Below are 12,987 nucleotides of genomic sequence, written 5' to 3'. Positions count from 1 at the left end.
TCATCTGCGCACGGGCTTGTCGGACCTGGGACACTTCGACGACCCGCCCGAGATGTGATCAATTGCGTAGAGTGGCCGCTGTCCTGCGCTTGCGACAATGTGACAGGCAGTACCGAATAAGGAGAACGTCATGCCTCCGGCGGATTCCACCGCTCCATCCCCGTCGCCCACGGTCACTTCTTCGCCCAGCCCATCTCCTGGTCCTTCGTCGGCGAGTCCCTCGCCTTCCGAGTCGCCCACCTCGTCGGCCAGTCCGTCGCCCTCCGACTCGCCTTCTCCGTCTGACTCGCCTTCTCCGTCGGAGAGTCCCTCGCCTTCCGGAACGCCTTCTCCGTCGGAGAGTCCGTCGCCTTCCGGGTCTCCCTCTTCGTCGGCGAGTCCCTCGCCTTCGGACACGCCCACTCAGCCGGGGAGTCCGTCGCCCTCGACGTCCCCCAGCGCGCCTGGGCCGGAGGCGTCTCCCACGGCTGGGCCATCGGCGCCGCGCTATCCTGTCCCATCGCCGGAAGGGCCGGGCAGCGGCAGTGCTGGTTCGGAGTCGCTCACCGACAAGACCAACTTCAAGAACGTGGTCGGCGCGTTCAACGACGAGCACACCGATCTCCTGCGGGACGCCCGCAAGATTCTCGACGACATCGCCGGCCTGGGCGACTTCGCCGGCACCGACGAGGCGGGAAAAAGGTTCAGAGAGGGTTACTCCAAAGGGCTCGAGAAAGCCGGCAACTACACCGGAAAGCTCGGTGCCGTATATTCGGAGATCGCCGACCGGTTGGCCAGCATGAAAACCGCCGTCGACATCGCGAACTGGGCCACTGTCCAAGCCCTGCCGAAGGTGTCCGATCCGCCCAAGTTCTCGCCGCCGGACGGCACGATCAGTTCCTGACGTAACGCACACCTATTGGAGATCTGATGGCCACACCCTATGACGGCATTCCCATTGTCGACCCCGAGATCAACCGGCTTCTGGCCGAGTTTCAGGCAGAAACGCGGCCCCTGGAGGCATTGCAGGAGAACCTCAACGCTCTTCGCGGCAGAGGCGAGGCGGCCAACGGCGAAGTGGAGGTCGAGGTGCTGCCGAGCGGGGCGTTGAGCGGTTTGAAAATCAATCCTCGTGCGCTCAGGCTCGGCTCGGAGGCCTTGGCCGAAGCCGTTCTCGCCGCCGCGAACAACGCCGCGACGGACGCGGCCAGGCAGATGAGCGAGATGATGGTCGGCGGCCTGACTCCGTTCGCGGAGGAGGCCCGGCGCTTCAGCCGGGAACAGCGCTGAGCAGCCGATCTCCTGGCTCTTGGTGATGTCGGCGAAGTCGGCACCGGCTACTTGGCCGGTGGCGACTGCTAGTAGCCCCGCCAGCGCTTGAACTGGTCCTGGCCTCCTGCCACCGTCAGTTTGGCGAGCATCTGCTCCCACGTGGGCGTGAGACTCCAGGGGTCATCGACCACGGCGCCGGGGTTGTTGAGCGCGTTTGCCGTCATGGTGAAGACGGTGGATCCGGTCGTGAACACGACGGCGTTCCGTGCCGCCTCGTTCTTCGGCAGGATCTTGAAGGCGTTTTTCCCGAAATGGGCCGGGTCCACGTTGTAGAAGACCATGCACGCCGCGAAGTTCTTCAGCATGTACTCGCCGCGGTCGCCCCACGACCCCATGTCCTCGCCCCTCGCCCCCTTGACCCCGTCGACGATCAACTGGTCGAGAACCGTGTAGACGCTCGTGCCCACGGTGGCGTGCAGGAGGCGCCTTGCCACCGCATGCTCGAGTAGCTTCTTCAGCAGCCGCGCCTGCGCCTTGCGCTGCGCCCAGTCGAGGAAAAACTTGATCTTCCTTTCGACCCCCGGCCAACAGAAGAACATCAGCAGTTCCAGCCATTGGGTGATCGCCATCGAATGGAGTGCGTGCTGGACTTGGGCCAGCATGTCGGCGTAGTCGTCCACCGCGTCGGCCAGTCCGCGCAAATACGCCGACAATCGCACCGGGTAAGGGGCGATCTCGGTCCAGAAATATTTTTCGAAGGCAGCTACACCGGCGCCCAAATTATGCTGCCCCAGGCTGGTCGCGGCTCCTACGGCCGTTTCCTCGCTGGTATCCACCCGCGTCGCCAACTGTCGTAACAATTGCGCCGCCTGGCGTGCCTTTTCCGGATCCCCGTCAGGAAATGTGACCGCCAGCATCTGCCAGACGATCGCAGTCATGCCCGCGGCGGAGAGGAGGAATCCTCCCACCGGGAGCGCTTTTCCGGACGGCATTGGACTCACGTGCGAAGCCTTTCTCCAGGTCAGGGATGAAGATCAATCCGGCGCGCTCGAGCGGTCGGATCTGCCGGGTCCTTCGGTGGACCAGGCGACGGGCCACCGGCCAGGACCCCCGCACACCCGCGGGCCCTCGTGAATTGTCCCGGCCTCGGCACCCCGATCATCCTGCGGATTACCTTAGCCCCGGAAGGCCGGTCCCACCATCGCGGCATCGTTGCGCGGAGCGCCATTTCCCAGGACGGGAAGTCTGGGCCGGCGGCAGAAGATACGCAGGTTTTACTCGATCGAAACCCAAAGGGCAATCCCGGCATGGCCACGACGACTAACGGCACTACGACCGCCGCATTGAGGCCCACCCCGGCGGAGTTGCGACCCGGCCCATTCGGCCTCACCCAGAGTGCGGATGCCGCACCTGTCGGTCACGCCATCAAACTCGCAGAAGCTGCGCTCCTGCAGCTAACGCACAGACAGGGACCCGAGGATCTCGGCCAACGGTTTCTACTCGATGGCTGAGGCGACAATCTGCGAGGCGTCCTTTTCCAGCCGATCCCGGCCCGCCGTGTAGATCTCCGTCGTGGACACGTCCTGGTGGCCCAGGTCGAGCTGGATCGTCCGCATGGGTACGCCCGCCTCTTCGGCGAGCGAGGCGTAGGTGTGGCGGGCCGTGTGCGGGGTGACCTTCGACTCGACGCCGGCCAGCTTCGCGGCCCGCCGCACCAGTTCGTACGCCTTCGACCGTGACCAGCGCCGCCCCGTGCTGGTGGCGAACAGGGGGCCCCGCAGCTCGCGCGGTTCGACGCCGTCCCGGTGAGCCCGGTATGCCAGGTAGGTGTCCAGGGCGTACGTCGTCTCCACCGGCAGCTTGCGGACCAGCATTTTCGTGCCGCCCTTGAGGGTGATGCGGAGCGTGCGGTAGCCGCGGGCCGAGCCGAGGTCGGCGACGTCGGCGTCGATCGCCTCCGAGACGCGTACCCCGACCTGGAACAACAGCCGGATGAGCGCGGCGGCGCGCAGCCGTAGCAGTTCGGCGTTGCCGCCACGGTCGGCCACCCGGTAGACGTCGGCGGCCTGGAGCACGGCGTGGGCCTCGGTCTTGGTGAGGGCCATCGTCTCGGAGTGCTTGCGGGGGATCTTCGGTCGCCGCGTGTTCTTGAACCGGTTGGCGTCGAGCACCTCTTCACCGGCGAGGTAGTCGTACCAGGATGACACGGCCGAGATGAGCTGCGCGATCGACTTCGGTTTCGGTGGCTTGCCGGCTGTCTCGACGAACCAGCGGGCGAACACGTCGCCGTGGGCCTTGCGGGCCTGCAGCGGGTCCAGGCCGGTCTCGGCGCAGAAGGCCAGCCAGCGGCGGATCGCCCTCTCGTAGGCCTCGCGCGTGTTCTTGCCGTAGGACCACAGCCAGGCCCTGGTCAGGTCGAGGACGAGCGGCGGCAGGTCGAGCGGCAGCGTCAGGGCGCCGCTCGGCTGCTCGAGCAGCTCAGCGCTCACCATGCCCACCGGCTGCCACGGTGTGCGAGGTCATCAGGCCACCCGGCGGAAGACGACGGTGGCGCAGTAGCGGTTGTGGTGCTCTCCGTCGGCCTCGGCTTCGGCGCTGAGGACGTCCAGCTCGGAGTTGGGACCGAAGAAGCTCAGCGCCTGCGTTCTGGCCTTCTCTCTGATCTCGTCTGGTGTCGCTCCGCTGACCGTGACGCGCAGGGTCAGCGGGAAGTGTGTCTCACTCATGGGTGATCTTCTTTCGCCAGGGTGGTGATCACTTTCGAGCCTAACACGAGAAGGAAACATAACCTGAATTATGTTCCTTTTTAGATGATCATGGTCAGATCGCGGCTTGGGTGCGTTGCCGCTCTCGAGACGTCCACATCTCGAACATGATTCCCCATCGACACTCAGCGTAGTGGTATGGATACTCTTCGTGTAAGCCCTCTGTCTCCCCGATCACTTCCACCCCGCGAGTGGTTTCACGCCCGCGGACGGCGGTGAGCCGGGGAACAACGTAAGGAGAGCGATGCACAAGAAGTCCCTCGCCCTGGCCGTCCTCCTCACCGGCGCGTGCCTAACGACGGCCACCGCCGTCACCGCGGCCAACGCCACCTCCGCTCCCGCGCCCGCGGCCGCGGCCCACGCGCTGCCGCCCGGCTACCAGCTCGTCACGCTGCCCAACGCGAACGTGCCCAACTTCCAGCGCCGGACCCTCTACTGCCCCGGCGCCAAGAAGGTCCTGGGCGGCGGCGCCGAAGCCCGCGGCAACGGCGCCATCCTCGTCGGCTCGTTCCCCACCGATGACGGCCGCGGCTGGATCGCCCTCGGCCGCCAGATCGGCTACAACGACGTCGGCATCAGCGTCTTCGCCATCTGCGCCGACTGACCTTCCGCAGTCTCCGGCCCCGGTCGCTCGCCGACCGGGGCCGTCCGCACGAAGGAAAGGAGCAGGGACACTACGAGGGGGACTTTCTGCCGCCGACCCGGGAGGCGCGATGCTCAAACGCGTGATCATGCTGGTGCTGCTGCTGGCCGGCTGCACCGCCGCCCCCCTCTCCTCGGCTCCCGTCTCCTCGCCGTCGTCGCCGTCCTCCGCCGGCGGCTGCTCCAAGAAGAGCGCCCGGCTCGGACCGGGCAGGCACACCTTGACGTTCGGCGGCCTCAAGCGCCGCTACCTGCTGTCGGTGCCCCAGGGCCACGGACCGCATCCGGTCCTGCTCAACCTGCACGGCCTCGGCTCCAGCGCCGCCCAGCAGGCCGCCTACAGCCGCCTGCCCGAGGCCGGGTCCCGGCGCGGCTACATCGTGGCCACCCCGCAGGCAGCCGAGGGCCGGCTCGGCTGGACGCTGCCGCACACCTACGGCCCCGACGACACCGGCTTCCTCACCGCGCTGCTCGACCACCTCGAACAAGGACTGTGCGCCGAGCGCGGGCGTGAGTTCGCCGCCGGCATGTCTTATGGCGCCGGCATGTCCACCGGCCTGATCTGCGCCATGAACGGCCGCCTGGCCGGGATCGCGCCCGTGGCCGGGATCAACATCGTCCAGCCCTGCGCCGAAGCCGCGCCGACCACGATCATCGCCTTCCACGGCACCGCCGACGACATCGTCCCCTACCAGGGCGGCCACCCCCTGCAGAACTCCTCCGGCCGGCTGCGCGTCCTGGCCGGCATGGTCGTCCTCAAGCCCGTCGAGCAGGTCGTCGACGCCTGGGCGCGCGTCCTGGGCTGCACCGGCCGCACCACCTCCGCCCTGTCCTCCCAGGTACGGCTGCGCGGCTGGAAATCCTGCCGCGACGGCGTGTCGGTGGGCCTGTACACGGTCAAGGGCGGCGGCCACACCTGGCCGGGACCCCTGCGCGTGCCGCGGCTGGGCGCCACCGCCCGCGACCTCGACGCCACCGACGTCATCCTGGACGCCTTCGACCGCACGCCGTCCCGCTGAGCCGCTGGACCGTCCGGCCGCGCCCGTCCCGCTGGGCTTCTGGGTCTTCCGGCCGCGCCTGCCACCCTGTATGACCCATGCATGAGCGACGACGTACGCGTCATCATCGAGGCCGTCCCCCGCGCCGGGCTGAGCGCCGAGCAACTGCGCCAAGCCGTGGCCCGCCACCCCGGCGTGCTGTCCGCACTGGAGGTCGCCGATCCCGACCGGCTGACCATCGGCCCCGCCGCCGCGCTCGGCCACGACCCGGGCGAGAACGCCCCCTTCCGCGCCACCGTCTTCGACCCGGCCGGCAACCGCGCCATCGAACTGCGCGGCACCCTCGACCGGCCCGAACGCGCCGAGATCCGGCCCAGCGCCCACCGGCCGCCGCCCAGCCACGACGAACTGATCGAGGCAGCCGCCATCCTGCGCGCCGACCCCCACTTCCCGGCCGGCGGCGACGTGATCGTCTACCGGCCCATGCCGCCGCTGGCCGATCTGGAAAACCCCGACGGCACCACCGTGCGCCGTCCCACCCTCGGCATCTACACCCCGCACGAGCCCACCGGGGTACGCCACCGCATCGTCGCGGTCGACACCGCCGCCCAGGCCGTCGACTGGGCTCCGGCGAGCATCGACGTGCGCATGCACCACGACTGCGAGCACACCGTCCCCGAAGGCATCGACCCCCTGGCCGACCGCGGCGGCCCCGACCAGGTGCGGGTACGCCTCCTGCGCGGCACCAGCGAGCTGTGGAACCTGCTGGTCGTACGGCCGCGCGCCTCCGCCCCGCAGAACCCCGGCGTCGGATCGGGCGTGGAGCTGCGCGAGGTCCGCTACCGGGGCCGGCTGGTACTGCGCCAGGCGCACGTACCCATCCTGAACGTCGAGTACGAGCAGGGCACCACCTTCCGCGACGACGCCTCCTCCGAGACCCGCTTCTCGGCCGGCGGCACTGACCCGGTCGGCTGGGGCTGGCGGCTGTGCGACAGTCCGCCGCGTACCATCCTCGAACGGCCCGACAGCGACTCCGGCGGCTTCCAGGGCGTCGCCTTCCACCACGACGGCGACGAACTGCGCATCGTCAGCGAGATCCAGGCCGGCTGGTACCGCTACGCCAGCGACTGGCGGCTCGGCGACGACGGCACCATCCGGCCCCGCTTCGGCTTCGCCGCCACGGCCAACCCGATGACCTGCATGGTGCACCGCCACCACGCCTACTGGCGCTTCGACTTCGACATCGAAGGCGCCGCCAACGACGTCATCGAGCAGATCGACCAGGGGCCGATCATCCCCGACCCGGTGCCCATCATCCGCGAGACCACCCGCCGCCGCGCCCCCGGCCGCTACTGGCAGGTACGCGACAAGTCCTCCGGCCGCGGCTACCAGATCCACCCCGGCCCCTTCGACGACAGCGCCGACGCCTACGGGGTGTCCGACCTGTGGTTCCTGCGCCACCACCCGGCCGAACTGGAAGACGGCAACCCCGGCCCGCGTGACCGGGCCGCCCTCGGACGTTTCCTCAACAGCGAGAGCATCGACGGCGCCAACGTCGTCGTCTGGTACGCCGGCCACTACTACCACGACCAGGCCCACCCGCAGCCGCACCAGGGCGAGCTGATCGGGCCGGAACTGGTGCCGATCTGACGGCTAGGCTTGGCGTCCATGAATCAGGTGGGCGAGACGACGGGGCGGGCGCTGCTGCGCAGGCTGGCCGTCGAACAGGCCGAGTGCAGGGTGCCGTCGCTGACGGCCGCGATCGTACGGGAGGGGAGGCTGGCCTGGTTCGGCGCTCGTGGCTTCCACGGCTCCGCCGGTGAAGGCGGCGCTGGTGACGGTGGGGCGCCCACTGAGGACACCCAGTACCGGCTCGGCTCGATCACCAAGAGCCTGGTCGCCACCGTCGTCATGCGGCTGCGCGACGAAGGCCGCCTCGACCTGCTCGACCCCCTGGCCAAACACCTGCCGGACACCCCCTTCGGCGAGGTGACCATCGCCCAGCTGCTGTCCCACACCGGCGGGCTGACCGCCGAGCCGCCCACCGGCTGGTGGGAACGCACGGCCGGCCTGCCGCCGGACGAACTGCTCGCCCTGCTCGGGCCGGAGCACGCCAAACACCGGCCCGGCCGCCGCTTCCACTACTCCAACCTCGGCTACGCCCTGCTCGGCGAGCTGATCACCCGGCTGCGCGGCGTGCCCTGGTTGCGGGCCGTACAGCAAGAGGTTCTCGATCCGCTCGGCATGTCGGCCACCACCGAGCGGCCGCGCGCCCCGCACGCCACCGGGTACGCCGTCCACCCGTGGGCCGAGGTGCTGCTGCCCGAGCCCGAACACGACGCCGCCGCCATGGCGCCCGCCGGGCAGCTGTGGTCCACGACCACCGACCTGGCCCGCTGGGCGGCGTTCGTGGCCGGCGACACCGGCGGCGTCCTGTCCCCCGCCACCCTCGCCGAGATGCGCGAGCCCGCCACCGTCGACGACGGCGACGCCTGGACCTCCGGGTACGGGCTCGGCCTGCAACTGACCCGGCACGCCGGACGCCGTCTGGCCGGTCACACCGGGTCCATGCCCGGCTTCCTGGCCACCGTCTGGGCCGACCCGGCCGACCAGGTGGGGGTGCTGTTCATGGCCAACACCACCAGCGGCCTCACCTACACCCTGACCACCGACCTGCTGGACATCCTCGACGAACACGAGCCCCGCCTGCCCCAGCAGTGGCGCCCCTCCCCCGCCGATCCCGCCCTGCTGGCGCTGACCGGGCTGTGGCACTGGGGGCCCAAGCCGTACTCGCTGCGGCTGCTGCCCGACGGCGGCCTGGCACTGACGCCGGTGGGCGGCGCGGGCCGGGCGTCCCGGTTCGCGCCGCAGGACGACGGCAGCTGGCTGGGGCTCGATGGCTACTACGCCGGCGAGACGCTGCGGGTGGCGGCCGATCACCTCGACCTCAACACGTTCATCTTCACCCGCGACCCGTACGACCCGGAGGCGCCCGTCCCGGGCGGCGTGACGGACTGGCACGCCTGACGGCATTCCGCGCTCGCGCTCAGCCGACCTCGCCTGAGCGCACGAGCTTGTCCGTTTGAGCCCGTCCGTTTTGAGCCCGTGCGTTTGGGCTTGTCTGGTTGGGCTGGTTTTTGGTTGGGCTCGTGCGTTTGGGCTCGCTCTCGGAGGGCGCGCTCTCCCTGGCCCCGCCCGGACGGCTCGCCCGCTTGGGACGGCGCCTATGCGGGCGGGTGCCTGTGCGGGCGGGTGCCTGTGCGGGCGGGTGCCTGTGCGGGCGGGTGCCTGTGCGGGCGGGTGCCTGTGCGGCAGTCGTGTCGGCGAGGGAAGGGCGTCGAGGTGGCAGCATGGTCGTGTGCGTGTGGCAATCCTGGGGCCGCTGGAGGTCGAGTCCGCCGCCATCAGCGGCGCCCGGCTGCGTTTGCTGCTGGTACGACTGGCGCTGTCGGCCGGGCGCATCGTCACCGTCGAGGAACTGGCCGAGGCGTTGTGGCCGGACGAGCGGCCCGCCGACCCGGCCAACGCGCTGCAGTCGCTGGTCTCCCGACTGCGGCGAGCCCTGCCCGACCCGTCGGCGCTGGCCCTGGTACCCGGCGGCTACCAGCTCGACGCCGTCACGGACGTACAGGAGTTCGACCGGCTGACGGCGCAGGCACGACGCGAAAGCGACCCAGCGGCCACGGCCAGACTGCTGAGCGAGGCGCTGGCCCTGTGGCGCGGCCCAGCACTGGGCGAGATCGCGACGGCCCCCTTCGCGACCGGATACGCGGTACGCCTCGAGGAGGCCCGGCTGACGGCCATCGAGGACCGCGCGGAAGCCGACCTGACCCGCTTCACGAAGGAAGGCCCAGGCCCCACACACCCGGCCCACGCAACCCGGGAGCGCCCTGACCAGGACGGGACCGACCATGACCGCCGCACCGCCTATACCACCCACGACGGCAGCACGCGGGACCGCGCTACCAGCGGCAGCACAACCTATGGCCGGACCGGCCGGGACCACACCGCTCGAGGCACACCGACCGTACGGACCGGCGCCTCGACGGACGGCACGACACGCCCAAGCGGCCCTACACTCGGCGCGACCCCCGCGAGCTTGGGAGGTGCCGCGGCCGCCAGAGGTGGCGAGAGCGCGACAGAAGATGGCACGACGGCAGGACATGGAGGCACAGCAGAAGGCGCGGCCGGAGCCGGGGGCGCGGCCGGAGCCGGGGGCGTGGCCAAAGGCGGGTGGGCGGACGGAGGCGGGTGGGCGGACGGAGGCGGGTGGGCGGATGGCGAGTTGGGTGGGCTGTTGGCGGAGCTCGGTGAGCTGGCGGCGCGTCATCCTCTGCGTGAGCGGCTGCACGCCACCCGTCTCAAGGCGCTGTACGTCGCCGGACGCCGGGCCGAGGCGCTGGTCGCGTACGAGGACTTCCGGCGGGGTCTGGCCGACGAGCTGGGTGCCGACCCAGGTCCGGAGCTGCGTGAGATCCACCTGAAGCTGTTACGAGCCGACCCCGTCCGCCGTCCGCGTACCAACCTGCGTGCCCCGCTCACCAGCTTCGTCGGCCGCGCTGCCGAGATCGCCCAGGTACGCGCCCACCTAGGACAGAGCCGCCTGGTGACGCTCGTCGGCCCGGGCGGCGCCGGCAAGACCAGGCTCGCCACCACGATCGCCACCGCCCTCCTGAACGAGACCGGCCACCGGGCGTACGAAGAGAGACATGCGGGCCCGGCCCACGGCGAAGGGTATGCGCGGCCGGCGTACAACAGCGGACCTGCCAGCTCAGGCGGACAGCCGGCGTACGAGGGGCCGGGTGCGGTGTGGTTGGTGGAGTTGGCACCCGTCAGTGATCCGGCCGACGTGCCGCAGGCGGCGTTGGCCGCGCTTGGGCGTGCGCCGATGCCGGCCGGCCCCGCCGCGCCGACCGACACCCTCGACCGTGTCGTCGAGGCCCTGTCGGCGGGCCGGGTGCTGCTGGTGCTCGACAACTGTGAGCACCTCGTCGACGCCGCCGCACGTCTGGCCGAAGAGCTGCTCGGCCGGTGCCCGCGGTTGCGGGTGTTGGCCACCAGCCGTGAGCCCCTGGGCATCGTGGGTGAGATCGTCAGCCCGGTCCCGCCGTTGCCGGTCGAGCCGGCCGTGGAGTTGTTCGCCGATCGGGTCGCGGCGGCCTGTCCGGGGTTGGTGCTGGATCAGGGGTTGGTGCGGGAGGTCTGCCGTCGGCTTGACGGGTTGCCGCTGGCCATCGAGCTGGCCGCGGCGCGGTTGCGTGCGTTGAGTTTGGAGGAGTTGGTCGTACGGCTGGATGACAGGTTCCTGTTGCTGACCGGAGGCAGTCGTACGGCGCTGCCCCGGCACCAGACGCTGCGTGCGGTCGTGGCGTGGAGCTGGGATCTGCTGGAGGAGCCGGAGCGGCGGCTGGCCGAGCGGCTGGCGGTGTTCGCGGGCGGGTTCGATCTGGCCGCCGTCGAGCATCTGGGCGGGACCCTTGATCTGGTCGCGGCCTTGCTGGACAAGTCGCTGCTGCAGGCGGCCGGCGGTTGCCGTTTCCGCATGCTGGAGACGATCAGGGAGTACGGCCTGGAACGCCTGGCCGAGACCGGGCAGATCGGTCCGGCCCGTGCCGGGCACGCGGCCTATTTCCTGCGGCTGGCCGAGCTGGCCGAGCCGTACCTGCGCGGGCGGGAGCAGCTCACCTGGATCGCGCGGCTGCTGGCCGAGCATGACAATCTGCTGGCCGCGCTGCACTTCGCCGTCGACCGGGGCGACGCCGACACCGCGGTGCGGCTGGCGGCGGCGATGGGCGTGTTCTGGACGATCCGCGGCAACCGGCAGGAATCGGTGGGCTGGATGAACCTGGCGCTGGACGTGCCGGGGCCGGCGCCGTGGCAGGCCCGGCTGATCGCCTCGGCGACGTTGCTCATCAACGGCGCGCTGGGCGGTGATGACACCATGGTGGAGGCGGATGTGCAGGAGCTGCGCCGCATCGCCGCGCTGGCGGAGCGGGAGCCGGCCCATCCGGTGCTGGCGATGCTCGGGCCGGCGCTGGCGCTGTTCACCGACGACAAGGCGCTGGGGCTGAGGGAGGTCGAGCGGCGGCTGTACCATCCCGACCAGTGGGCTCGCGGGATGCTCCTGATGGTCCGGGCCGCCATCAAGGAGAACGACGGTGACATGGGCGGCTCGCGCCAGGACCTGATCGCCTCCGCCGCCGAGCTGCGGGCGGTGGGTGAGCGGTGGGGGCTGGCGATGACGCTGATGTCGCTGGCCGAGGCGCACGCGATGTTCGGCGACTTCGATGACGCGCTCGCCTCGATCCAGGAGGCCACGGCGTTGATGCTGCAGCTCAACCCCGACCTCGACCCCGGTCACCAGGTGTGGCAGGCCACGATCCGCATCCGCAGCGGCGAGGTGGAGCAGGCGCGCGCCGAGTTGCGCGCCATGACCGAGCAGCCGCACCGCGAACAGTCGGCGCGCAACGCCGCCTTCGCCCACGCCGGGCTCGGCGATCTGGCTCGGCTGGAAGGCGATCTTGACACGGCCGAGCGCGAGTACGAGCTGTCGGCGGCGACGATGGAGCAGTCGCCCTCGATCGTGCCGCAGTTCCGGGCGCTGGTGTCGATCGGCAGGGCGCATCTGGCGCTGGCGGTGGGTGATCAGGCGGCGGCCGAGCGGCACATCGGCCAGGCCGCCGAGCTGAGCGTGTCGGCCAGGGACATGCCGGTGCTGGCCCGGGTGGGTGTGGCGGTGGCGGAGTCGCGGGCGCTGGGCGGCGAACCGGCGGCCGCGGCCCGGACGCTGGGCGCGGCCGAGCAGTTGCGCGGCGCGCCCGACGCGTTCAACCCCGATGTGGCCCGCCTGTCCGCGTGGCTGCGCGCCGAGCTCGGCGACGCCTACGACGCCGCCTACGCGGCGGGCCGGGGCCTGGACCGGGCCGCCGCGCTGAAACTGGTTCGCGCCCCGGCCGCGCCAACGTCTCAGGCGCGGCGCCGATAGGCGGCGACGGCCAGCGGCGCGAAGATCGCCAGAAGCACCAGTCCCGACACGACCGTCCATATCGTCAACAGGCAGGCGGCCGGCGTGGGCACCAGCCCGGTCCGGACCCTGAAGCCCAGCGCGGCCCCCGCCCCCATCAACACCACGATCGCCACCACATAGCGGATCAGATCGCCCAGCACCGATCCGATCAGCGGCGCCGAGCGGGCGATCGGCAGGCTTCGGAACCGGTCGCCCTTCTTGATGTCGGTGTTGAGGTTGACGCCGGTGGCCATCCCGCCGAACATCACCGTCTGCACCATGATCGCGGGCAGCATCCGGTCCCCTCAAGCCGCTGCTGAACTGA

Annotated in this window: 12 protein-coding genes; 7 read left to right on the top strand and 5 right to left on the bottom strand. The window is 70.6% G+C overall.

Annotation, left to right across the window (positions count from 1 at the left end; genetic code table 11):
- Positions 1–396 carry a hypothetical protein gene (locus KLK06_RS05820; RefSeq protein WP_214634256.1) on the bottom strand — a complete coding sequence of 132 codons (396 nt, stop codon included), beginning with the start codon at positions 394–396 and terminating at the stop codon, positions 1–3.
- Positions 397–568: 172 nt separating this feature from the next.
- Here KLK06_RS05820 and KLK06_RS05815 point away from each other — a divergent pair, with 172 nt between their 5' ends.
- Both KLK06_RS05815 and KLK06_RS05810 read left to right on the top strand, forming a co-directional pair.
- Positions 569–883 carry a hypothetical protein gene (locus KLK06_RS05815; RefSeq protein WP_214634255.1) on the top strand — a complete coding sequence of 105 codons (315 nt, stop codon included), beginning with the start codon at positions 569–571 and terminating at the stop codon, positions 881–883.
- Positions 884–909: 26 nt separating this feature from the next.
- Positions 910–1,269 carry a YbaB/EbfC family nucleoid-associated protein gene (locus tag KLK06_RS05810; RefSeq protein WP_214634254.1) on the top strand — a complete coding sequence of 120 codons (360 nt, stop codon included), beginning with the start codon at positions 910–912 and terminating at the stop codon, positions 1,267–1,269.
- A 68-nt stretch (positions 1,270–1,337) separates the two neighbouring features.
- On the opposite strand, the gene KLK06_RS05805 is transcribed toward KLK06_RS05810, so the two are convergent.
- The 3 genes from KLK06_RS05805 to KLK06_RS05795 form a co-directional block, all read right to left on the bottom strand.
- Positions 1,338–2,189 (bottom strand): hypothetical protein, encoded by an 852-nt coding sequence (locus KLK06_RS05805; protein WP_214634253.1) that lies wholly within the window; start codon positions 2,187–2,189, stop codon positions 1,338–1,340.
- A gap of 558 nt (positions 2,190–2,747) precedes the next feature.
- On the bottom strand, positions 2,748–3,743 hold the full coding sequence (locus KLK06_RS05800; protein ID WP_214634252.1) for a tyrosine-type recombinase/integrase: 996 nt from the start codon (positions 3,741–3,743) through the stop codon (positions 2,748–2,750).
- Between the two features lie 30 nt (positions 3,744–3,773).
- A complete protein-coding gene (locus KLK06_RS05795; protein WP_214634251.1) occupies positions 3,774–3,977 on the bottom strand; it encodes a hypothetical protein in 204 nt (67 codons plus the stop codon).
- A gap of 283 nt (positions 3,978–4,260) precedes the next feature.
- Between KLK06_RS05795 and KLK06_RS05790 the strand changes: the two genes are divergently transcribed.
- From KLK06_RS05790 to KLK06_RS05770, 5 genes are all read left to right on the top strand, one after another.
- Entirely contained in the window at positions 4,261–4,620 is a 360-nt protein-coding gene (locus tag KLK06_RS05790; RefSeq protein WP_214634250.1) for a hypothetical protein, read from the top strand.
- A 109-nt stretch (positions 4,621–4,729) separates the two neighbouring features.
- On the top strand, positions 4,730–5,677 hold the full coding sequence (locus KLK06_RS05785) for a PHB depolymerase family esterase (protein ID WP_214634249.1): 948 nt from the start codon (positions 4,730–4,732) through the stop codon (positions 5,675–5,677).
- 81 nt (positions 5,678–5,758) lie between these two features.
- Positions 5,759–7,306: a hypothetical protein gene (locus KLK06_RS05780; RefSeq protein WP_214634248.1), complete on the top strand. Its 1,548-nt coding sequence runs from the start codon at positions 5,759–5,761 to the stop codon at positions 7,304–7,306.
- An 18-nt stretch (positions 7,307–7,324) separates the two neighbouring features.
- On the top strand, positions 7,325–8,683 hold the full coding sequence (locus KLK06_RS05775; protein ID WP_214634247.1) for a serine hydrolase: 1,359 nt from the start codon (positions 7,325–7,327) through the stop codon (positions 8,681–8,683).
- A 331-nt stretch (positions 8,684–9,014) separates the two neighbouring features.
- Positions 9,015–12,641: a BTAD domain-containing putative transcriptional regulator gene (locus tag KLK06_RS05770; RefSeq protein WP_214634246.1), complete on the top strand. Its 3,627-nt coding sequence runs from the start codon at positions 9,015–9,017 to the stop codon at positions 12,639–12,641.
- Here the strand turns inward: KLK06_RS05770 and KLK06_RS05765 are convergent.
- Positions 12,623–12,958 carry a hypothetical protein gene (locus KLK06_RS05765; protein ID WP_214634245.1) on the bottom strand — a complete coding sequence of 112 codons (336 nt, stop codon included), beginning with the start codon at positions 12,956–12,958 and terminating at the stop codon, positions 12,623–12,625. The two genes, KLK06_RS05770 and KLK06_RS05765, sit on opposite strands and share 19 nt — an antisense overlap.
- Positions 12,959–12,987: the final 29 nt, after the last annotated feature.

The organism is Nonomuraea sp. NEAU-A123 (assembly GCF_018603905.1).
Lineage (GTDB): Bacteria > Actinomycetota > Actinomycetes > Streptosporangiales > Streptosporangiaceae > Nonomuraea.
This window is presented reverse-complemented; position numbering and strand designations above follow the sequence as displayed.

Coding starts and splice junctions, on each gene's coding strand:
- KLK06_RS05785 (WP_214634249.1), top strand. CDS start 4,730: ATGCTCAAACGCGTGATCATGCTGGTGCTGCTGCTGGCCGGCTGCACC.
- KLK06_RS05805 (WP_214634253.1), bottom strand. CDS start 2,189: ATGACTGCGATCGTCTGGCAGATGCTGGCGGTCACATTTCCTGACGGG.
- KLK06_RS05790 (WP_214634250.1), top strand. CDS start 4,261: ATGCACAAGAAGTCCCTCGCCCTGGCCGTCCTCCTCACCGGCGCGTGC.
- KLK06_RS05795 (WP_214634251.1), bottom strand. CDS start 3,977: ATGAGTGAGACACACTTCCCGCTGACCCTGCGCGTCACGGTCAGCGGA.
- KLK06_RS05765 (WP_214634245.1), bottom strand. CDS start 12,958: ATGCTGCCCGCGATCATGGTGCAGACGGTGATGTTCGGCGGGATGGCC.
- KLK06_RS05780 (WP_214634248.1), top strand. CDS start 5,759: ATGAGCGACGACGTACGCGTCATCATCGAGGCCGTCCCCCGCGCCGGG.
- KLK06_RS05775 (WP_214634247.1), top strand. CDS start 7,325: ATGAATCAGGTGGGCGAGACGACGGGGCGGGCGCTGCTGCGCAGGCTG.
- KLK06_RS05800 (WP_214634252.1), bottom strand. CDS start 3,743: ATGGTGAGCGCTGAGCTGCTCGAGCAGCCGAGCGGCGCCCTGACGCTG.
- KLK06_RS05810 (WP_214634254.1), top strand. CDS start 910: ATGGCCACACCCTATGACGGCATTCCCATTGTCGACCCCGAGATCAAC.